Genomic DNA, 21749 nt, shown 5'->3' on the forward strand with positions numbered 1-21749 from the left:
GCTTGCCTCCTGAGCGATCACACGCGACTACCGACACACAGTTCCTGGTGTTGCTTTGGCGCCAGAGGCATTCACTCCGCTGACGATACGCTCGATGACAATCGCGCGCTTCGCCTTCGCAAGCTTCGCAAGCGACAGGCATATGCCTGCCTTCTGCACCGAATAGACCTCCGCTGCGATCTCGCTCACCTCCTCACTCGCCAGACCGTCGGCCACCCAGAAAAATTCAGCCAACGCATCCAATTGAGCACCGGAGAGCTTGCCCGCGCCCCGATCAACAACGCTGTGGACAGCAGGAATCACCACATCCTCAATGAACTCACCGCTCGATTCATCCGAACGATGGTCCTTCCTGTTGTATTCGGCAATCAATCTAGTCCCGATGACCACCAGGTCGGCACCCGCATCACGTGGCTGCGCTAGAGCAGGACACGCGAGAGTTGCAACAAGCCCAAACAGCAGCAATTTCTCACCCATTATCATGGCTTGTACTCCACTTCCAGTTCGATTTGCCCCCCATTCCTAAGGAGACCATTCATCAATGAGTCATGAACTTGATTATGGTATCCGCATACAACACCTACACAACCTTCGGTTCCCGGAACATTTCCGTCCGGATGAATTCGCAATAACTTCCTCCCGTCCTTGTCATCCAGATCCAAACTCCAACCATTGCCATCTGGACAGGTCATTGCTTTTGTACCGGAACGGTTCCTCAAATTTCGACCACCGTACTTTCCTTCAGGCAGCTTTCCCTTGCCCCAAGGCCCGGAGACGGCAGGTACGCGTATCTCCTGCCTCCACTCCGGCAATCCAGAACCCTTCAGCGATGAATCGAGCGACGGAGGCGCATAGCGGTTGTAACCAACCAAACTCTCTCCGTCGAATACATAGCGATCAGCCAGACCCAATGGATCAACCAGATTGATGGGATCCCCGCGAACATAGGTATAGGGGTTGACACCGCCCCCCAACCCTATGGGATCACTCTGGAGATAGCGTCCTATGCCAGGGTCGTAGTCACGGAAGCCGTTGTACCAGAACCCCGTTTCGGCATCATAGTACTGTCCCGGGAATCCAAGGTTGAGTCCTCCCATCTGATCCAAGGTGACCGTTCTTCCATAGGCATAGTTGAAGGCGCGCCACACAACTTGACCAGACGCACCCGTTGCCAATGCGGGACGGCCAAGATGATCAGCATGGACCTGATAGGCTTGGTCTCCCTGCGTGACACCGACCACCACCTGGCCGAACCAGATATAGTTCTTCCACGCTCCAGTGCCGTCCTTCTCCGCAACAATCTGATTCTGCCCACCGTAAGCATAGGTGGCCATCCCCCCGGAACGCGACTTTCCGATACGCTGCCCTGTTCCGTTTATTGTGTAGCGCGTCTCCACGCCATTGACTTCAACGCGCTGCAGGCGATTGAATCCATCATAGTAGAAGACTCGCTGATCCCCGGCAGCGCTTTCTCCAACCCGGTTCCCCACTGAGTCGTAGATATAGTGGCGATCGACATCCCCTAGACGGCTGGTTACATAGCCCACCAGTTGATTGCTTGTTTCTGCGAACTGGTAAGTTCGCAATGATCCCGCGTCGGAATGACTCAACCAATTTCCGTTTCCATCATAGGTCATGGAATGGGAAACGCCGTTGCGCTGAAGGGTGCCAATTCGTCCGGCTGCATCGTAGGCGATTGACTGGCTCATTGCGCCATCGATGTTGTCAATGATGGAACTTATCCTTCCCGCGCCGTCGTAAGTATAGGAGATGTCATCAAGCACAGTCGTTTGGTTCGCGGAAAGCACCCTACGCCCATCCAACCTTCCTGCCGAATCATAATGTCGTCGATGTGCCACCCCGTTACCCATGATCCATCCAGTCAAACCACCGTTCGCCGCATAAGTCGCATCGGTGATGAACTCCTTGTTCCAGCCAGCACCACGCGCTGAGAGTGATCTGAGCCATGCGCCGTTGTATCCATACGTTACAACCATGCCGTCCGGGTAAACCATCTCAGACAACCTTCCCGCAGCATCGTAGGAGAAAGCCGTTCGCGCAACTGCCAAACCAGGAACCGCAGGCTGCTCTTCGCGATAGGCCATCTGTCCATCCTGAGCGTATCCAATTTTCAATGTAGAGTCGGCAACGGTGGCAGTGCATAGCCTGCCCACGCCATTCGGGCATGCATCGTAGTCCAGTATTCGTTCATCAGAACCAGACGAGATTGAACGAACACGGCCGAGCGCATCATAGATTGCACTGACGATCACTCCATCAGCCCGCGTGGTACTCATGACTCTCGACGGCGGAGTGTATGAAAGGGTGGTTACCCCAGTATCTGGACTCTCCTGCCGCCAGAGACGATCGAATCCATCGCGGACGTAATGCGTGATCAGGCCCTTGGCATCGGTGAGTGCGGTGATGCTGTCCAACGCATTGTACTGGTAGCGAATGATTGCTCCGGCACCGTTCCTCGAGCTCGCGCGCCGCCCGAGTGCATCGTAAGTGTAGACCTCGCTTTCACCCTTCCCGTTGATCCGCTCAACAACGTTACCGTTGCCATCAAATCGTTGACGGTAAATTGTTCCATCACCTTCAACACGCGCAATCATCCGGCCGAGCTCGTCGTAACTGTAGGTGATCCGCGAGAGCACCTCCCCTGGCTGGACACCGGCCACCGTCGACACGGCCGTCTCCGCGATATTCTCACCCCGACTCATCAGCCACAGGCGCATGCCGGCGGTAGTTACATTGGTCAGAGCGACACTGCCGCTCGGCCCAGACGCCAACTGAGTGCCCGCTCCATTGCCAACAGCCCCCCAAAGCTGCGCATCGCCTTCGGAGACGAGCCACTGGACCGTCGTGGAGCAGGTCGACTGTCCCCATGGAATCGTGCACGGACTCGGGCTCGCAGAGATGCTGCCTACCGGTGCCGGCTGGACGCGATACGTGCCAGACGAACCGATCAGGCTGTTCGCTCCTCCAACAGGCGAGATACCGTGGACATACAGCGGTTGCCCAACCTGCTCACGACGCTGGGCATAGTTCAGCGGAATGGTGAAGCGGTAATTTGTGCCGGACGCCTTGCATGCCGTGGCTACGGCGGGTTCACTGACCTGATCGGCGCGGGCACTGGCGAGAAATACTCCTCCCTGCCCTGCCGCACCACGGACATACAGATGAACGTCGATGGGATCATTGCGGCTTGTGCTGCAAGCCCAGCCACGCAATGACGTTCCATCACTTGAGAGTCCATCAATGTTGCCGGTGACGACCGAAGGAGGCGCTGTCACTGTGACAGCCACGTTGGTGGTGTAGACACCGAACCACTCCACCCCGTCTTGCACCATCTGCCACTGGAAGTTGTACACGCCTGGCGTGGTTGGGGCACGCAGCTGGGCATTGATTACCGCCGTGGCGCCTGGACCAATGTCACCAGGTAACGCAAGGCGATGACTGCCCCATACGGTGCTATTGTTCAGCGCGCCCAGCGCGTAGCCCGCGGCCGGACTCCACGTAGTGTTTCCGGCATTGTTCATGCGCAGGGAGACGTTGTATGTCTTCCCTGCTTCCATCTGCGAAGGCACGTTCTGATCAATAAAATGCGCCTTGTTGATCGGACCATTCACCCACAGTGTCGCCAGACCTGACGAAGCACCGAAGCGCCCGACGCCGTTCCGCATCATCTGCAACTGGAATCCATATTCGCCAGGTGGGGGAGTGGTCACATTGATATTGAAAGTGACCGTCTGCCCTGGAGCGACCGGCTGCGGCACAGGAACATTGGAGAATGACCACGTGCTGGCGTAGCTGTCATGCGCTCCTCCCAGCTGATATTCATTGCCTGCCGGCCAAGTGGTATTTCCGCTGTTGCGCACCGTCGCGGTGAACGTATAGGGCGTGCGATGCTGCAGGGGACCAGGGATTGTCGAACCGACGAACTCGGCGCCGTCGAAAGGTGCCGGAGGTGCATTGACCGTAATTGGACCGACCGCCGATACCAACGACCGTCGAGTCTGATCGCCATCGGGAAGATTGCGCACCGCATCGGCACGCAGTTCGTAGTAATAGGTCCCCGGACTGAGACCTGCCTCGCGATATACACCACCCGCCTGGATGGTCACCACAATGCCATTGCGCAACAGCCTCAGCCCATCGATGTACTCCGCCTTGGGACCTGTGGTGGTGACTCCCCAATTCACCTTCAACTCGAAAACTGCGGGGGCCTGGTAGCTGTTGGTTGGAGGGCCGTCCAGCCTGATCCATCCCTCGGCGGAGGCACTTCCAACCGCTGCAATCAACAGCAGGGCTCCGAGAACAATGCGGAAAAGCGCGGTCATGGCTGAGTCCCTCGGCCCGGATCGGCGAACACCCGCTGTATGGTTTCGCTGACAGGAAGTGACAGTGCGTTATACGTGTACCGGGTCTCCGCAAAACTCCCGCCTGGCTCCGGCATTGACGTAGAGAGCAGGCGCCCGGCCACGTCGTAGAGATTGGAAATGCGGACACCATCCGGGCCAGTTACTGAGGCAAGCTTGCCAAAGGCATCGTACTCGTACCGGGTAGTCCGCGTTCCAGCGGCCAGTTCAAGCCGCACCTCGGCAGGTCGTCCTCGTGAGTCATAGGTGAAATTCGTACGCACGCCATTCTCGTCAATCGAATAGCCGGGATATCCGTAGCCCGTGTAGTCGCCCATGACGACGGCGTGCCCAAGGCTGTTCTCGATCCGCACCAGATCGCCCATGCTCGAATAGGTCGATATCACCGCATCACCTGCCCCTGGGCCCGGCCCATCCTCGACCATCCTGCTTACCAGGCCATTGGGATGCAGCTGATAGCTGAAGGTAGTTGTCTGAACCTCCCCCTGTGCATTGCCGGGTACCAGGTTCTTCTCAGACCTGGAGGTCAATCGATTATTGCCGTCATAGGCGTAACTGGTCTCCAGCACGCCCTGCAGAGTCTCGGAGGAGATCCGATTGCTCTGCTCGTCCCACTCGTAGATCGCTACACGCGCCACGGGAGTTCCACTCGCCTCCTCGCGACGAAGAAGGTGCCCATGGGCGTCATATTGGTAGCGGGTCAGGTTCCCTTCGAAATCGGACGTGAGCGATTTATTCCCATTGTCGTCGTAATGTGTCTCGCCAACCCCTGCGGCACAATTGGCCGACGGAAGTCCTTCGATGGCGACCAGTCTCCTGTCCTTGAAACGATAGCGGGCGACCTTTCCCAGCGGGTTGGTCTCCACGGTAACGCTCTCTCCATTGGCTCCCGGTTCATACGCGAAACCAAACCGCTCGACGCCCCCCGTATGCGCCGTCGAAGTCGCTCGGTTCTTCTCGTCGTACGTGAACATTGAGTAGCGGCGACCATTGATCGACTTCCCCGTGAGCAGCGGTAGTCCGTAGGTCTGCCCCAACTCCTTGTACAGGTAGTGATACTTGACCGTGGTGGCAGGAGTGCCGTTGTAGGTAACCGACTCCAGGAACCCGTACACGTCCTGGGTGTAGCCGTAATCAATGGTGTTTCCCTGCGGGTCCCGCACCTTGATCACACGCGGATCAACGCCAGTCTGCGCATTTTTCTGGATCCACGTGAACTCCATATAGCGGCCATTGCTATGGGTGACACGCTGCAGCTGGGCACCTTCAGGACCACCGTAACTCAAGGTCCAGCGCACTCCATTGGCGTTTCGGATCTCCACCATTCTGGTGCCTTCGTAGGTCTCCGTAGTCAGGTCGGGGCTCAGGTAGATCCACTTTCCGCCCGCAACTGACTTCAATTGCCCACTCTGCTGAGCACCATCCTCCCGGTAAATGCCGTCTCCCCCTCGCTTGAATACCAGATAGCGACCGTCGGGGCGGCGCATGCGCGCCTCGTTCGAGTCTGTGTAGACGACCAACTGCCGATCAAGGTTGCTGTACCACGTGTCGAAGATGTTGAAGCGATCCATCACAGCCGAGTTGAAGGTGCGCTCGAGCGTCAATGGCATCTCACCACCGCCGGTGAAATCCAGTTCGGTTTCCACCTTCGTACCGGTGCGAAGAACCACCGGGTTGCCACTCTTGGGGCACTCGTCGGCGGCATCCTTCCCCGACTGGTCCGGCTCTCCCTTACTGGGTTCGACGAAGTCATCCCATTGATTTGGCCTAGGGAAAAGATTTGAAGGAACGCCCCAGAGCGCCATGAACCCATCCAGTCGCCCAGGCACTACACCGTCGGGGACAGCATCCACACGGGGAAGGTTGGTGATGCCCTGTCCTGCGCCCGAGCCGGCACCACCCGCTCCCGGCTGATTCTGGATGATGCGCCCGTCAGCCTCAGCAGATGCCAAGCAGACAATGACGCTCAACAGTGCAGCGGAAAAAGGATAGAGTTCGCGACACATCCGCCACGTAGCGGCTCCCTGGGTGCGTCGAGTGGGCAGGAGGCAGGACATCAAGCGGAATGCCGAATCCATACGTATTCCCTCGCATGGATTCGCGCACGCGCCATCCATGACGTCGTCAACACGTTGATACTGCGATTGATCCGCCAAGCACTGGCGGCTCCCCTGGGTAGGGCGTTGCGCCCCCAAGCCCCAGCCGCCTAGATACGCCCGAAACCGGCCATTGTCAACAACCGTTACATCACCGTATCCGACAGCATGGCCTGCCGCTACCGCCCCTCCCTCCGCACCACATGCTGGCCCTTTACGATCTCGAAGGTGAAGGCGTACAGCAGGCTCACCGGCACCGGTTCGACTCGCTCGGCGCCTTGGCAGTCGCCACGGTCGCTCGGCACCTTGCCGGGGGCGAAGTGGCAGACCGCGGCGGGCGAATACTTCCACATCGCCACCGCCTCCTGCGCAGCCTGCAACAGCGGCGCATTCTCGCTCGCCGCGCCTGCAGCGCATTCGCTGCGGTCGACCAGCGCCAGGCTGCGCTCGACAGCACCTTCGGCATCGATCACCACCTGCAGGCAGATCGTGGTCGCCGCCATTTCGGTGCGCGGGTCACGATCACCAATCTGCGGATCCGGCGCCGCATACAGCTGCGGCATCCGATAGCCTTCGGTCGCTCCCAGCGTGTACGCCTGCACCTGGCCGCTGCCGCCTTTCCCTTCCGCATGCAGGCGCTGATGGCCGACACTCTCATTGCGGGTATCGACGGTGGTCAACCGTTCCTGGGTGGCGCAGCCTGCCAGCATCCCCGCTGCCAACAGCAGTGCGAAGCGCATCACCTGGCGGTCTCCGTCACCTCGTCGCTCTCATCCATGGCGAAGGTGATCGGAATGCGTACTGCGCCCGCCACCGGCTTGCCGTTCTTCAGCGCCGGGCGATAGGTCCAGCTTCGCGCTGCTGCAATCGATACCGCTTCGAACACGCCCGGATTGGTGGCGCTCACTACACGCACATCGCTGACAGCACCCTGCGCATCAACGTCGACGCGGAGCACCACCACGCCTGTCTGGCTCTGCTCGAACGCGCTCTTCGGGTAGCTCGGTGGTGGCATCTTGTCGACCCGGATCTCCCGATCCATGACGGCCACGGTTGGGCCGGCCGCCATTGCTCCACCCTGGCTGGCCCACGCCACCGCCCCCACGCCCAGGCACAACCCGACCACCAGCACCTGCCCCGACACCCACGGCAATGCCTTCCGCTTGGACTGCTTCAACATGGCGATACGCTCCTTCAACACGGGTTGGCTGCGCCAGTGGCATACCGCCGGCGCAACCGGATGGACCAGCTGCGCCTTCAGCAGCGTGCTGGCGTAGAGGCCGCGCAGCGCAGGCTGCGGGGCGATGGTGCGGGCGTCGCAGGCCAGTTCCTGGTCACGCAGGAAACGGCGTGCGGCCCATGGCAGCAGCGGATGGAACCAGAACACCGCGCGCATCAGCAGCAGTACGCCGTTGGCCCAGTGATCGCCATTGCGACGATGGCTGTGCTCGTGCTGCAGGATCAGTGCCTGCTCCTGTGCAGTGAACTGCTGGTCGAAATCGGGGCCGACCACGATGCGCGGCCGCCACAGGCCCACCAGCGCCGGCAGCCCGGGATCGCCACTGGCCTGCCAGCTGCCATCGGCGCGTGCCTGCAGGCCGCCCATGCCGCGTTCGAAGCGGCGCTGTGCGCGCAGGTCGCGCAACAGACAGAGGCTCGCGCCCAGCGCCCACACCAACAACAGAAGCAAGGGCCATTGCAGCGACGCCGTTGGCAGGCTGTCCACGGCTTCCGGCACGACCTTCAGCGGCAAGGTCGGCACATGCTGCAACAGCGCGACCTGTGGCAGGGGAATCAACAGCGTGGCCAACATCAGGGGCAGCAGCCACCAGCTACGGTAGGCCAGCCCGGCGCCGCCCAATCGCACCAGCGACGGCCGCGTCACCGCCAGCAGGATCACGCCCACCGCCAACCACAAGCTGGCCTGCCACAGTCCGTCGAGCAGCTCATTCATGGTCCAGCTCCTGGATCAGCTTCTTCAGTTCGGCGATGTCCCGTGCGCTGAGCTGGCCGCGTTCGCTGAAGTGCGCGACCAGCGGTGCCACGCGCCCTTCGAAGACACGGCCGATGAAGTCTTGGCTCTGCGCCTCCACCCAGGCCTGGCGCTGCAGCAGCGGCCGGTACAGGTAGCGCCGTCCATCGCGCTCGGCGGCGATCGCGCTCTTGGTCAGCAGGCGGTTGAGCAGGGTCTTGATGGTCGGCTCAGCCCAGTCGCGGTGCGCCAGTGCGGCCACCACCTCGTCGGCGCTGCGCGGTGCCTGCTGCCACAGCACCTCCATCACAACGGCTTCGGCTTCGCTGATCGGGGTCATGGTTTACATCCGTAATCGACGATTCGATTACGCGCGTAATCGAATCGACTGTCAACCCCTCGACCGGTAATTCATCACGCCTGCGCCAGCATGGGGGGCCTCCACCGCGGGTACCGGCATGAAGCCCTTGCGCAAACGTGACTTCCCGGTCGAGCAGGCCCGGCGCTTCCTCGAGCCCGGCCCCATCGTGCTGGTCAGCACCGCCTGGCAAGGCCAGCGCAACCTGATGACGATGGGCTGGCACATGGTGATGGGCTTCTCGCCCTCGCTGCTGGCCACCTACCTGTGGAACGAGAACCACAGCTTCAGCTTGGCCCGCAGCAGCGGCGAATGCGTGATCAACATCCCTGGCGTGGAGCTGCTGGACACCGTGGTGGACATCGGCAACTGCAGCGGCCGTGACGTGGACAAGTTCGAACGGTTCGGCCTGGATGCGATGCCAGCGCGGGAGGTGGGGGCACCGCTGGTGGGCCAGTGCCATTCCAGCTTCGAGTGCCGCCTGCATGACGACAGCCAGGTCGAATCGAGCAACCTGTTCATCTGGGAAATCGTGCGCGCCCATGTTGCGCCTCGCCCAAAGCTGCCACGCACGGTGCATTACCGGGGCGATGGGCAGTTCATGGTGTCCGGTGCCGAAGTCTCGCGTCGACGGCGGTTCAAGCCCGACATGCTGTAATGCCAGCACTCCCCCAAGCAGGACCGCCCCGGATGACCGAACACCTCACCGACCTCGACGCCGCCGTTGACTGGCTGTTCGCGCGCGTGGACGGGCCGCTGCGGATCGGTGCGCCGCTGGCGCTGGGCAAGCCCCACCGCCTGCTCAACGCCCTGTACGCGCGTGTCGAGCAGGACCCGTCGCGGCCGCTGCAGCTGTACACCGCGCTGTCGTTGAACCCGCCGCAGGCAAAGGGAGACGGCCTGGAGGCGCGCTTCATGGCGCCGTTCGCGGCCCGCCATTTCGGTGAAGACTTCCCGCGCCTGGCCTATGCCGATGCGATCGCCCGCGACGCGCTGCCGGCACACGTGCAGGTGGAAGAGTTCTACATGCAGTCCGGTGCCCTGCTCGGCTCGCGGCAGGCACAGTCCAGCTACACCAGCCTCAACTACACCCATGCTGCCGACGCCGTGGCCCAGCGCGCGCCGCAGGTGATCGTGCAGAAAGTAGCGATGCGCCCGGGCGACCGGCGCCTTTCGCTGTCCTGCAACAACGACATCACCCAGGACACGCTGGACGCGATGACCGCGCGCGGCCTGCCGCGCCCTCTGCTGGTCGCCGAGATCGATCCGCAGCTGCCGTATCTGGGCGGCACGGCCACGGTCGACGTGTCCTTCTTCGATCTGGTCATCACCCCGCCCCCGCCGTATCCGGCATTGTTCGGGTTGCCACGGCAACCGGTGGCCGACGCCGACTACGCCATCGGCCTGTATGCCAGTACTCTGGTGCGCGACGGCGGCACGCTGCAGATCGGCATCGGCACCCTGGCAGATGCACTCAGCCATGCACTGGTACTGCGCCACACCGACAACGCGCGCTACCGGCGCGTGCTGGACGCACTGGACCCGCAACTGGCCAGCCATCCGCTGGTACAGGAGGTCGGCGGGCTGGAGCCGTTCGAGATCGGCCTGTACGGCTGCAGCGAAATGCTCAACGAGGGCTTCCGCCGCCTGGTGCAGACCGGCGTGATAAAGCGCAAGGTGCATGATGACCTGGCGCTGATGCAGCGCATCGAGAACGGCAGCACGCTGTCCATCGACCACGCCACGTTGGAGGCGGAGGGCGAGTATCTGCACGGCGCGTTCTACCTGGGCTCATCCGAATTCTACGAATGGCTGCGCACCCTGCCCGAGGACGAATGCCGGGCGATCGGCATGCGCCGCATCAGCGAGATCAACCAGCTTTACGGTGGCAACGAAACACTGGAACGCCTGCAGCGCCGGCACGCCCGCTTCTTCAACTCCTGCATGATGGCCACCGCACTGGGCGCAGCGGTGTCTGATGCACTGGAAGACGGACGCGTGGTCTCCGGTGTGGGCGGCCAGTACAACTTCGTGGCGATGGCGCATGCGCTGCCGGAAGCCCGCAGCGTATTGATGTTCCGCGCCGCGCGCGATGACAAGGGCCAGCGCGACTCCAATGTGCGCTGGAACTACGGGCACACGACCATTCCGCGCCACCTGCGTGACATCTATCTCAACGAGTACGGCATCGCCGACGTGCGTGGCCTGACCGACGACGACTGTGCACACGCCATGGCGGCCATCACCGAAGCGCCGTTCCAGGGCGCGCTGCTGCAGCAGGCCTTCGCCGCGCGCAAGCTGGCCGCCACGGCGCAACCTGATGCGCAGCGGCAGCAGCGCAACACACCCCTGGCGCTGGCGGCGGCGCTGGCGCCGTTCCGCAACGATGGCACCCTGCCCGATTACCCGTTGGGCAGCGACTTCACCGAGATCGAACAGGTGCTGGTGAAGGCACTGGGCTGGTTGAAGGCCAATACACAGACGCGCGGCAGCAAGCTGCGTACCGTGTGGGACGCGCTGTGGCAGCCTGCAGGTGATGGTGACGCGGTGTATCTGCAGCGGATGGAACTGCAGTCGCCCAAGGACTTCGGCGAACGGCTCAATGCACGGTTGTTGAGGCTGGCCCTGGCGCGTACCGCGTGATCGCGCGGAGGGTAGCGCCGGGCCATGCCCGGCGGACAACGACCAGTGCCAACCAAGGTTGGCACCTACCGCAGTAGCGCAGCGCGCTATCCTGTACCGATGAACGACGATTCCTGTTTCCTGCATGACCTGCAACGCCGCCAGGCCGATGGCGAGCACCTGCGTTATCTGTGCTTCTGGGGCCATCAGCCGCCGCGCATGGGCGTGGCGGCGTCGTGTTTCAGCCAGTGGTACGACGCAGGTTTCAACATCGACGGCGTGCACTACCCCACTGCCGAGCACTTCATGATGGCCGGCAAAGCGCGACTGTTTGGTGCCACCGACATCCTCGAACAGGTTCTCGCCAGCCGCACGCCTGACAAGGTGAAAGCGCTGGGCCGGAAGATCGAGGCCTTCGACGAAGCTCTCTGGGCGCAGGCGCGCTATGCGCTGGTGGTCGAAGGCAATCGGGCCAAGTTCTCGCAGAATGCGGCGCTGGGCGATTTCCTGCGCGCCACGGAAGATCAGGTACTGGTCGAAGCCAGTCCGGTGGATTTTATCTGGGGAATCGGCCTGGCCAAGGATCACGCCGATGCGCACAACCCGGCGCGGTGGCGCGGATTGAATCTGCTGGGGTTTGCGCTGATGGAAGTGCGGGACACGATGTAACGCGCATCCACGCGTGGCGTGGATCTACGGGCACGGCGGGCGAAACGGATCGACCGGCAAAGAAAAGGCCGGCTTTCGCCGGCCTTTTCCCTATTTCCATTGCAGCGGGACTTACAGCGCCTTGGCTGCTTCCACCACGTGCGCGGTGGTGATGCCGAAGTGCTGGTACAGCTTGTCGGCCGGGGCCGAGGCACCGAAGGTGTCGATACCGATCACTGCACCGTCCAGGCCGACGAACTGGCGCCAGAAGCCGGTGACGCCAGCTTCGATGGCCACGCGCTTGCGCACGGCGTTCGGCAGAACCGATTCGCGGTAGGCCGCATCCTGGCGCAGGAACACATCGGTGGACGGCATCGAGACCACGCGGGTCTTCAGGCCGGCCGCATCCAGCTGCGCCTTCGCTTCGGTCGCCAGCGAGACTTCCGAACCGGTGGCGATCAGGATCACGTCCGGAGTGCCGGCAGCATCGGCCAGCACGTAACCACCGCGCTCGATCTGTGCGATCTGCTCAGCGTCGCGCGGCTGGTGCGGCAGGTTCTGGCGGCTGAACACCAGGCAGCTCGGGCCGTCCTGACGGGTGATCGCAGCCTTCCAGCTCACGGCCGACTCGACCGCATCGCACGGGCGCCACACGTCGTTGTTCGGGATGTAGCGCAGCGAGGCCAGATGCTCCACCGGCTGGTGGGTCGGGCCGTCTTCGCCCAGGCCGATCGAGTCGTGGGTGTAGACGTGGATGGCATGGGCCGGGATCAGCGCGCTCATGCGCACGGCATTGCGGGCGTAATCGCTGAACACCAGGAAGGTGGCGTCGAACGGGATGAAACCACCGTGCAGGGCCAGGCCATTGGCGATCGCGGTCATGCCGAACTCGCGCACACCGTAGTACACGTAGTTGGCATTGGCATCGTCGGTGGCGACGGACTTGCTGCCTTTCCACAGGGTCAGGTTGGAGTGCGCCAGATCGGCCGATCCGCCAACGATTTCCGGCAGCAGCGGCGCGAACGCCTCGATGGCCAGCTGCGACGCCTTGCGCGACGCAATGGTCTGGCCTTCGGCGGCAACCTGGGCGATGTAGGCGTCGGCCTTGGCAACGAAGTCGGCCGGCAGATCGCCATGCGAGCGACGGGTCAGTTCAGCGGCTTCGGCCGGGTACTGCGCAGCGTACTTGTCGAACTGCTGCTCCCACTCGGCCTGACGCAGGGTGCCGGTACCGCCGGCACGCCAGCCGGCGTAGATCTCTTCGGGAATCTCGAACGGGCCGTAGTTCCAGTCCAGCGCCTTGCGGGTGGCTTCCAGTTCGTCCTTGCCCAGCGGTGCGCCGTGGCTGGATTCCTTGCCGGACTTGTTCGGCGAGCCGAAACCGATCGTGGTGCGGCAGCAGATCAGGGTCGGCTTGCCGTCCTGCGACAGGGCCGCTTCGATACCGGCCTTGATGCTCTCCGGATCGTGGCCATCGACGCCACGGACCACGTTCCAGCCATAGGCCTCGAAACGCTCCGGGGTGTTGTCGGTGAACCAGCCTTCGGTGTTGCCGTCGATGGAGATGTGGTTGTCATCCCAGAAGCAGACCAGCTTGTGCAGGCCCCAGGTGCCGGCCAGCGAGGCGGCTTCGTGGGAAATGCCTTCCATCAGGCAGCCATCGCCCATGAACACCCAGGTGCGGTGATCGACGATTTCCAGCTCCGGGCGGTTGAAGCGCTGTGCCAGCAGCTTCTCGGCCAAGGCAAAACCGACGGCGTTGGCGAAACCCTGGCCCAGCGGACCGGTGGTGGTCTCCACGCCCGGGGTCTCGTGACGCTCCGGATGGCCAGCGGTGTGGCTGCCCAGCTGGCGGAATGCCTTCAGCTGCTCGATCGGCAGGTCATACCCGCTCAGGTGCAACAGCGCGTACTGCAGCATCGAGCCGTGGCCGTTGGACAGCACGAAGCGGTCGCGGTTGAACCACTGCGGATTGTTCGGATTGTGACGGTGGTAGTCGTTCCAGAGGACTTCGGCGATGTCGGCCATGCCCATGGGCATGCCGGGATGGCCGGACTTTGCGGTTTCAACCGCATCGGCGGCGAGGAAGCGGATGGCGTTGGCCAACTGGCGACGGGTAGGCTGCGTCATGGTTCTGTCGGAATCGGGAGGCGGCCGCGGAACTGCGGGCGGCCTATTGTCCCACAGACGCCCGGCAGGGTCAGGTCGACCAGAGCGTTAGTGCTGGCCGTTGGCCGGCAACGTCGAGATCTGCGCTGGATTCCGCATATGAAGAGGGGTCGGAGCCCCTTCCTGCGGAAAGGAATCCGACCCCGATCAGGTATTGCCTGGGTCAGTTGTCCAGACGGGCCGCGGCGGCCGCGGCCTCGGCCGGAGTGTCCGGCGCTTCGCCCTTGGCCACCAGGGTGGTCAGGGCCAGGTCACCGGTCACGTTCAGCGCGGTGCGGCACATGTCCAGGAAGTGGTTCACGCCCAGGATCAGGCCGATGCCCAGCGGATTGACGCCGACCATCGCACAGATCATCGCCACCACCGGCAGCGAGCCGGACGGCACACCGGCCGTACCGATACCACCAAGGATGCAGACCGCCATCACCATGACCTGCTGGCCGATGCTCAGGTCGACACCGAAGAACTGGGCCAGGAAGATCACCGTCACGCCCTCGAACAGCGCCGTGCCGTTCTGGTTGGCGGTGGCGCCCACGGTCAGCACGAAGCGCGACACGCGCTGCGGCAGGCCCATCTGGTCGGCCACGCGCAGCGCGGTCGGCAGGGTGGCGTTGCTGGAGGCGGTGGAGAAGGCCATCACCGTGGCCTCCTGGGTCTGGCGGAAGAACGCCAGCGGTGAACGGCCCGACAGCCAGACCGCAGTGCCGTAGGTCACCACCATGTGCAGGCCCAACGCCAGCACCACCACGCCCACGTAGGCACCCAAGCGGATGATCAGATCGAAACCGAACAGCGCGGCCAGGTTGAACATGAAGCAGGCCACTGCATACGGCGCCAGGCGGATGACCAGATTGATCAGGGTCATCGAGATCTCAAACACGCCTTCGATGGCGCGACGCAGCGGGGCGACCTTGGCCTCGTCGGTCAGCACCATGCCGATGCCGAACATCAGCGCGAAGAACATCAGCGACAGGATCGCGCCATTGTCGGACGCGGCCTGCAGCACGTTGCTCGGCACGATCGACAGCAGCATGTCCATGCCCTTCGGCGTGCCATGGATGCCAGCAACGATTTCCTTGCTGCGCTCTGCGTTCTCCGACAGCATCAGCGCGGCCACCTGCGGATCGACGCCGGCACCGGGCTTGAGCAGGTTGACCAGCACCAGGCCGATACCCACCGCGATGCCGGACAGCAGCACGGTGTAGGCCAGCGTCTTCCAGCCGATGCGGCCAAGGGCGCGGATGTCGCCCATCTCCGACACGCCCATGATCAGCGCCGAGAAGATCAGCGGCACGATCAGCATGAAGATCAGGTTGAGGAACAGGCCCGACGCCGGGGTGGTTACGTAGTCCATTACCCACTTGGCACCGGTCTGCAGGCCTTCGACGCTGCCGCCCAGGGCATGCACGATCAGTCCCAGGACCAGGCCGATCGCAAAGCCGATGCCCATCTTCCAATGCAGGGGCAACTTCTTCTTGTCGGCAGCAGCTGCTGTCATGCGCGGGATTCCTCGAAAAATGAATCTACTCTAACAAAGCGCGCAAGCCGCGCCGGTTCAGGGTTGCCGCGGCGGATACAGCGGCGGCAGCCCAGTGTCGACGGCGCCGGTGGCGGCCGACCAGTGCGGTCCGTCACGGAAGCTTTCGCGCAGGCGGGCCCGCAGCGCGCTGACATCACCCATCCCGCCCCAGCGCCCTTGCTGCAACGCCTGCAGGGTCTGCCGCTGGGCCGGATCGGCCAGGCGCTCGATCACCTGCTCCAGGCGTTCCACGCCGGCCATCGAACACAGCAGCGCCTCTACCTGGTCAAAGCCCTCGCCATCGATCGCCCGGCGCAGCTCGGCCACGCTGGCACGCGAGGACGTTGCAGGGGCACTGGCTCCTGGCCGGGGAACCGGGCGGGTGTGGGCGACGGCACGGCGGCCACGTCGCCATCCCCATGCCAGGGTCAACAGCCACAGCAGCGCCAGGCCTGCGGCGGCAGCCATCCACGGCCACGGCCGGGGACCTGCTGCGGTGGGTGCAAGAGAGGATGCAGCGGCGGGTGCGGCGTCTCCCGGCAACGCGGCATCGGTATCGATCGGTTGTGCGACCGGCGCGCCGGCCCGGCCTGCGGCCACGGCCAGTTCCAGATCCGGCAGGCTGGCCTGCTGGGCACTGCCACTGTCCACGTTCCACCAGGCCACGCGCGGCCCCGGCACACGCAGCGATCCAACCTGCCGCGGCACGATCGAGTAGCGACGGGTGATCTTCAGGCGTGGCGTGCTGCCGCTGAAGGTCTCCTCGTACTGGGCAGGTTCGGCGAACACCTGTGCGGCGTCGCCGAGGTCGGGTACGGGCAGATCGGTGAACTGGGCCCGGGTAGCGCCGTTGGCGATCGCTTCGACCATCACGGTGGCCGCTTCGCCCGTGCGCGCACTGCTGGGTGCGGCGGTGTAGCGCAATTGCAGGCTGTGCAGGGGCAGCCACGGCTGCACGGCCTGCGCCGGTTGCGCCTGCACCTGCAACGTGCGTTCGGCACCGACGGCATTCATGCGGCCATCGCCACCGCTCCCGAAGAAGTCATCGAAGAAGCCACCTGCACTGCGGCCGGTGAAGCGCGCACCCGGCAGGCGCAACGCCCCGCTGCGCTCGGGGATCAGCAGGAAGCGACGTTCGACCACGTTGTAGCGACGGCCGTTGACCTGGCGCACGTCGCTGCGATCCTCCCCCACCCGCTGCAGCGAAGCGCCACTGGGTGTGTCGAGCACCAGTTCGCCCGACGCCAGCTGCGAGGCGAAGTACAGCCTGACCACCACGCCCACGCTCTGCTGCACGTAGGGCGTCGGGTCATCCACCTCGGTTTCGATGAAGGCGGTGGCATTGCTCTGCGGGGTGGCCACCACGGCATCACTTACCTGCAGCACCAAGGGCACCGTGCGTGCTGCGCCTACCTGTAATGAAGGCACCTGCAGCGTACCGGTGCGGCGCGGCGTCAACGCAACCGTATAGAGGTTGCGCTGCTGGACGCCGCCATTGCTCCACTGCACCTGGCGGTTGCTGCTCTGCGCGCTGAGCACGAAATCGGCATTCAACGGTGCATAGTCCGGAGCGCCCTGATCGGTCTCGATGTGCAGGGTGACCGCATCACCGGCGGCAATGCTGTCCTGTTCCAGCCAGGCGCGCGTCTGCGCCATGGCCACCATCGGCAGCCACAGCAGCAGCATCGCCAGCACAGGCAAAGGCCACCGGATTTGCCTGCTCGCCATGCCTGTCATCGCCCTTCCCTCTTTCTACGTTCGTTTTCCAACTGGAACTTGGCCCGCAGCAGTGCCCCCGGATCATCCGGCACGCGCCGCATCCACGCCTCCACGGCCTGCTGCTCCTCGCGCTGTTGCGGCGTGCCGCCATCGCCGCGCACTGCCGTCTTGCCGGCTTCGCCGGCGCGTGCCTGCTGCAGGGCCTGCTGCATCCGCTGACGCTGCTGGGCATCGGCCTGCGCCTGGGCCTGCGCGTCGGCTGCCTGCGGTGGCTCCTGCTTCGCCCCCTGCTGGCCGGAACCTGCAGACGCCGGGTTCTGCTGGCCCTTCTGGTCCTGCGATTGCTGCTGGCCTTGCTGGCTTTGCTGGCCCTGCTGCGGCTGATTCTGCTGACCTTGCTGGCCCTGCTGCTGATTCTGCTGACCTTGTTGGCCTTGTTGGCCTTGCTGGCCCTGCTGGTTCTGCTGCTGTCCCTGCTGCTGTCCCTGCTGCGGCTTCTGCTGCCCCTTGCCCTGCCCCTGGCTGTTGTTCGACGACGACTTGCGCTTGCGCGCGGCGTCGACCACCGCACGGTTGGCGACGGCGTCGGCCATCTGCGGGTGGCGCGCCAAGGCCTTGTCGTAGGCGGCGATGGCACCGTCGTAGTCGCCCTGGCGGGCAAGCACGTTGCCGAGGTTGTACCAGCCCGCATCGCTGTCGATGCCTTCGAACTGCTTGCGGGCAGTGGCGAAATCACCTTGACGGTACGCCTGCACACCCTCGGCCAGGCGTGCATGCTCACGCTGGTCGGCACGTTCCCACATCGTGCCCGCTGTCGGCGCAGCCATGGGCGCGCGCGGCTGTGCCTGCAACTGCCCGCTCAAGGGCAGAAGACCCACGGCCAGCACCGCCGCCAGCACAGCGCGGCGGCGGAACGCCAGCAGTGCCAGCAGCATCACCGGCGGCAACAACCAATAGCCTTCGTCCTGCCACTGCCGGGCCTGCCCGGGCCGCTGCAGCGCACCGCCGTCGCTGGCATCAAGTACGTCCAATGCCTTCAGGTCGCGATCATCGCTGGCGATGCGCTGGTAACGCCCGCCGCCTGCGGTGGCGACGGCACGCAGACTGGTTTCATCCAGCACGGCCTGTGCGATCTGGCCTTGACCATCGCGATAAGCGGCGCCGGATGGTGTGCCCAGGCCCAGCACCGACGCCTGCAGGCCGAGGCCACGCGCCTGCGTTGCGGCAAGCGCCGCTTCGCTGTCAGCCTGGTCGCTGACCAGCAGAATCTGGCCGCGCAAGGCACCGGTCTGCCGCAGCAACCTGACCGCCCAGTCGATGCCACGGTCGGCGCGCTGTCCATCACGCGGCATCACCTCCGGCGACAGCGCGTCCAGGTACAGCGCCACGTTGGCAGCGTCGTCGGTCAACGGCGCCACGGTATAGGCATCTTCGGCATACACCACCAGACCCACCTGTCCGCCTTGACGGGCGCGCAGCAGAGCACCGATCTTTGCCCGCGCCTGCAGCAGGCGCGAGGGTGGCAGGTCGGTCGCGGTGATGCGGCTGGAGAGATCCAGCACCACCACCAACGGCGCACTGGCCTGATAGATCGGCTGCGCCTGCTGCCTCCAGCTGGGGCCAGCCATCGCCAGTGCCGCCAGGGTCCAGCCCAGCAGCAATGCCCATGGCAGGCGCGTGCGTCGCTTGCCCTCGCCCGCCAGGAGCTGCGACAGCAGATGGGCGTCGACCGCCTGCCGCCACGCGTCGCTGCGCCGTTGCCGGTAGATGGCCACGGCGACGATCAACGGCAGTGCCGCCAGCAGCCACAAGCCGTCCGGCCGCAGGAAATGCAATGCACTCCAATCGAACGCGCTCCAGTCGGGCATCTTCAGGAAAGTGGCGTTCATCGGCGACGTTCCGGCCAGGCCCACGCCAATGCGCCCAACAGCAAGGCGACGGCCAGTGGCCATGCATAGCGCTCGTTGCGCGGACGCAGTGCCGGTCCCTTCGCTGCGATTGGCTCCAGCCTGTCCAGTTCGGCATAGATGCCAGCCAGCTGGTCGGTATCACGCGCGCGGAAGAAGCGGCCGCCGGTCATCTCGGCGATCCTGCGCAGCGTTGCCTCATCCACCGGATCGCGGTCGGCAGCCACGGGAATGCCGAAGAACCGCGCACTACCGTCGCTGCCAAACGCCACGGTGTGCACGCGCACCCCTTCGGCACGCGCCAGCTCGGCTGCGCGCAGAGGTTCCAGCACACCGGCGTTGCTGACGCCGTCGGTCAGCAGGATCAGTACGCGCTGCCCTTCGGGCTGATTGCGCAGGCGTTTGACCGCCAGCGCGATGGCGTCACCAATGGCCGTCTCGCGCCCGGCAAGGCCAACCACGCTGTCGCGCAGTTGATCGCGCACGCTGGACAGATCCGCAGTCAACGGTGTGAGTGTGTAGGCACGATCACCGAACACCAGCAGGCCGACGCGATCGCCGGCACGACGGTCCAGGAAATCGGCCAGCACCGCCTTGGCTGCGGTCAAGCGCTCCACCGCCTGCGCACCGAGCACCATGTCCGGCTCGCTCATGCTGCCGGACACGTCCATTGCCAGCATCATCTGCCGGCCTTCCTGCGGCGGGGTAATCGCCTCACCCAGCTGCTGCGGACGCGCCATCGCCACGCACAGCGCCAGCCAGCCCAGCCACAGCAAGCCGCTGCGCAGCCAGGAAATGCCGACACGACCGCCGCCAGCCAGTGCTTCCAGTTCGGCAGCGGCGTAGGGCACGCGCAACGCAGCGCCCGGATCGGCCCGCCGCTTCCATGCAAGCATCAGGATCGGCAGCGGCAGTGCCAGCAGTGCCAGCGGCCAAGCCAGCTGCAGATCCGGCCAGGGCCAGTAAGCTGCAAGCGCGCTCATCGGCGGCGCTCCTGCAGCAAAGACAGGTAGCGCGCCCGCGCCCACGCGCGCACGTCAGCCACGGCAGCGGCATCCACGTGTGGACGATAGGCCCCCTCGGCCAGCAGGTTGCGCTGCGCAAGCGGCAGGGTGTCCTTGGGGTCTACGTACTGCCACCACGCGTCATCGCGTAGTGCCTCGCTACCCGGTCGCGCCTGACGCGCCGCACGCCGCAGCAGGCTGGCGATGGCTGCCAGTTCCGACGGCGCGCCGTTCACTGCCGCAATCTCCTGATCGAACACGCGCATCCACTGCTGGCGGCGGCGACGACGACGCCATGCCACCGCAGCAACGATGGCCAGCAACAGCAGAACCAATGCGATCAGCATCAGCCAGCCAGGTGCGGGGGGCCACCACGCTGGCGAGGGCGGCAACTGCACGTCGCGCAGTGGCAGGGAGGCACTCATGCCGGCACCTCCGTCGGTGCCGGCGCCAGCCAGGCATCGCTTGCCGCATCGGTGGACAGCACCTGCACATCGACGCGACGCGCGGCAAGCTGGCTGCGCAGCTGCTGCAGGGGTTCAACGAAATGCGCCTGCCAGTGCGCCTGCACATCGCTGCGGCGCAGGTCCAGGCCGATGCGCTGCTGCGCGGCGAGAAACTGCAGGGGCGCCGTTGGCGGCTGCAACTCAAGCGGATCGACCAGCAGCAGCAGACTCAGGTCATGGTGCTGGGCCAACGCGCTCCAGCGCGCCGGCGGAATGCGGATCGCCTGCTGCGGATCGGCCAGTACCAGCATCCGGGCGCCGGGGCGCAGCACCCGACCGGCATGGTCCAGCGCGCGTTCCAGGCCAAGGTCATCGGCAGGTGGCTGCGCGTACCAGCGCGTGAGTGCATCGAGTACGCGCAGTACGCCGCGGGCACCGCCGGCCGGCGCGATCGGCGCCTCGCGATCACTACCGCGCAATGCACCGATGCGGTCGCCGCGGCGCTGTGCAGACCATGCCGCGACGGCACCCGCGCGCGCCGCCTGCACGGACTTGAAGCGCACGCGGGTACCGAAGTACAGCGCAGGCGAAGTATCGGCAACGATCAGGGTGACCCGCTCGCGTTCTGCCTGGAACAGCTTGGTGTGCGTGCGGCCGGTGCGCGCGGTGACGCGCCAGTCGATGTGACGCGCGTCGTCGCCCGCCACGTACTCGCGTGATTCGGCATATTCCATGCCGCGCCCGCGCAGTGGTGAAGGTGCTTGCCCGGCGCTGCCCGCCCGCCCACGACGAGGCGGCGGCGGGCGCTGTGCCAGGCGGCGCAATGCCACCAGCTCGGCCAGTTGCGGTCGCAGGCCATCGCCTTCGCTGGTAACCGGAGCAGGTCCGTTGGTCGTGCCGGTCATGC

The 21749-nt window shown here is 64.5% G+C and carries 16 protein-coding genes; 3 read left to right on the forward strand and 13 right to left on the reverse strand.

Features of this window, described 5'->3' with window-relative positions; all coding sequences use genetic code 11:
- Positions 1-27: 27 nt before the first annotated feature.
- From AC1DKR_RS15795 to AC1DKR_RS15820, 6 genes are all read right to left on the reverse strand, one after another.
- Positions 28-483, reverse strand: coding sequence for a hypothetical protein (locus AC1DKR_RS15795; RefSeq protein ID WP_222388456.1), 456 nt, complete (start codon positions 481-483; stop codon positions 28-30).
- Complete coding sequence (locus tag AC1DKR_RS15800; RefSeq protein ID WP_442244427.1) at positions 480-4343, reverse strand: RHS repeat domain-containing protein; 3864 nt, start codon at positions 4341-4343, stop codon at positions 480-482. Before AC1DKR_RS15800 ends, AC1DKR_RS15795 begins: the two co-directional genes overlap by 4 nt.
- On the reverse strand, positions 4340-6388 hold the full coding sequence (locus AC1DKR_RS15805; protein ID WP_222388454.1) for a DUF6531 domain-containing protein: 2049 nt from the start codon (positions 6386-6388) through the stop codon (positions 4340-4342). Before AC1DKR_RS15805 ends, AC1DKR_RS15800 begins: the two co-directional genes overlap by 4 nt.
- Before the next feature lie 269 nt (positions 6389-6657).
- A complete protein-coding gene (locus AC1DKR_RS15810; protein WP_312786501.1) occupies positions 6658-7218 on the reverse strand; it encodes a hypothetical protein in 561 nt (186 codons plus the stop codon).
- Positions 7218-8432, reverse strand: a complete 1215-nt coding sequence (locus tag AC1DKR_RS15815; RefSeq protein ID WP_478033566.1) for a M56 family metallopeptidase — start codon at positions 8430-8432, stop codon at positions 7218-7220. Before AC1DKR_RS15815 ends, AC1DKR_RS15810 begins: the two co-directional genes overlap by 1 nt.
- Positions 8425-8790 carry a BlaI/MecI/CopY family transcriptional regulator gene (locus AC1DKR_RS15820; RefSeq protein ID WP_478033568.1) on the reverse strand — a complete coding sequence of 122 codons (366 nt, stop codon included), beginning with the start codon at positions 8788-8790 and terminating at the stop codon, positions 8425-8427. The genes AC1DKR_RS15815 and AC1DKR_RS15820 overlap by 8 nt, the downstream gene beginning before the upstream one ends.
- A gap of 118 nt (positions 8791-8908) precedes the next feature.
- Here AC1DKR_RS15820 and AC1DKR_RS15825 point away from each other — a divergent pair, with 118 nt between their 5' ends.
- The 3 genes from AC1DKR_RS15825 (at position 8909) to AC1DKR_RS15835 (ending at position 12099) form a co-directional block, all read left to right on the forward strand.
- A complete protein-coding gene (locus AC1DKR_RS15825; protein WP_478033571.1) occupies positions 8909-9466 on the forward strand; it encodes a flavin reductase family protein in 558 nt (185 codons plus the stop codon).
- Positions 9467-9498: 32 nt separating this feature from the next.
- A complete protein-coding gene (locus tag AC1DKR_RS15830; protein ID WP_478033573.1) occupies positions 9499-11451 on the forward strand; it encodes an acetyl-CoA hydrolase/transferase C-terminal domain-containing protein in 1953 nt (650 codons plus the stop codon).
- A 99-nt stretch (positions 11452-11550) separates the two neighbouring features.
- Complete coding sequence (locus tag AC1DKR_RS15835) at positions 11551-12099, forward strand: NADAR family protein (protein WP_478033575.1); 549 nt, start codon at positions 11551-11553, stop codon at positions 12097-12099.
- A 111-nt stretch (positions 12100-12210) separates the two neighbouring features.
- Here AC1DKR_RS15835 and tkt read toward each other — a convergent pair whose 3' ends face one another.
- The 7 genes from tkt to AC1DKR_RS15870 form a co-directional block, all read right to left on the reverse strand.
- Positions 12211-14208 (reverse strand): transketolase, encoded by a 1998-nt coding sequence (gene tkt / locus AC1DKR_RS15840; RefSeq protein WP_080150598.1) that lies wholly within the window; start codon positions 14206-14208, stop codon positions 12211-12213.
- A gap of 202 nt (positions 14209-14410) precedes the next feature.
- A complete protein-coding gene (locus AC1DKR_RS15845; protein WP_099820835.1) occupies positions 14411-15745 on the reverse strand; it encodes a dicarboxylate/amino acid:cation symporter in 1335 nt (444 codons plus the stop codon).
- Positions 15746-15802: 57 nt separating this feature from the next.
- Positions 15803-17503, reverse strand: a complete 1701-nt coding sequence (locus AC1DKR_RS15850) for a BatD family protein (RefSeq protein WP_478033580.1) — start codon at positions 17501-17503, stop codon at positions 15803-15805.
- Entirely contained in the window at positions 17500-19374 is a 1875-nt protein-coding gene (locus AC1DKR_RS15855) for a tetratricopeptide repeat protein (protein WP_478033582.1), read from the reverse strand. Before AC1DKR_RS15855 ends, AC1DKR_RS15850 begins: the two co-directional genes overlap by 4 nt.
- Positions 19371-20375 (reverse strand): vWA domain-containing protein, encoded by a 1005-nt coding sequence (locus AC1DKR_RS15860; protein WP_033831884.1) that lies wholly within the window; start codon positions 20373-20375, stop codon positions 19371-19373. Before AC1DKR_RS15860 ends, AC1DKR_RS15855 begins: the two co-directional genes overlap by 4 nt.
- Entirely contained in the window at positions 20372-20821 is a 450-nt protein-coding gene (locus AC1DKR_RS15865) for a DUF4381 family protein (protein WP_478033586.1), read from the reverse strand. The genes AC1DKR_RS15860 and AC1DKR_RS15865 overlap by 4 nt, the downstream gene beginning before the upstream one ends.
- Positions 20818-21747 carry a DUF58 domain-containing protein gene (locus AC1DKR_RS15870; protein ID WP_025874235.1) on the reverse strand — a complete coding sequence of 310 codons (930 nt, stop codon included), beginning with the start codon at positions 21745-21747 and terminating at the stop codon, positions 20818-20820. The genes AC1DKR_RS15865 and AC1DKR_RS15870 overlap by 4 nt, the downstream gene beginning before the upstream one ends.
- Between the last annotated feature and the right edge of the window lie 2 nt (positions 21748-21749).

It is taken from the genome of Stenotrophomonas sp. 01N47 (genome assembly GCF_056399165.1).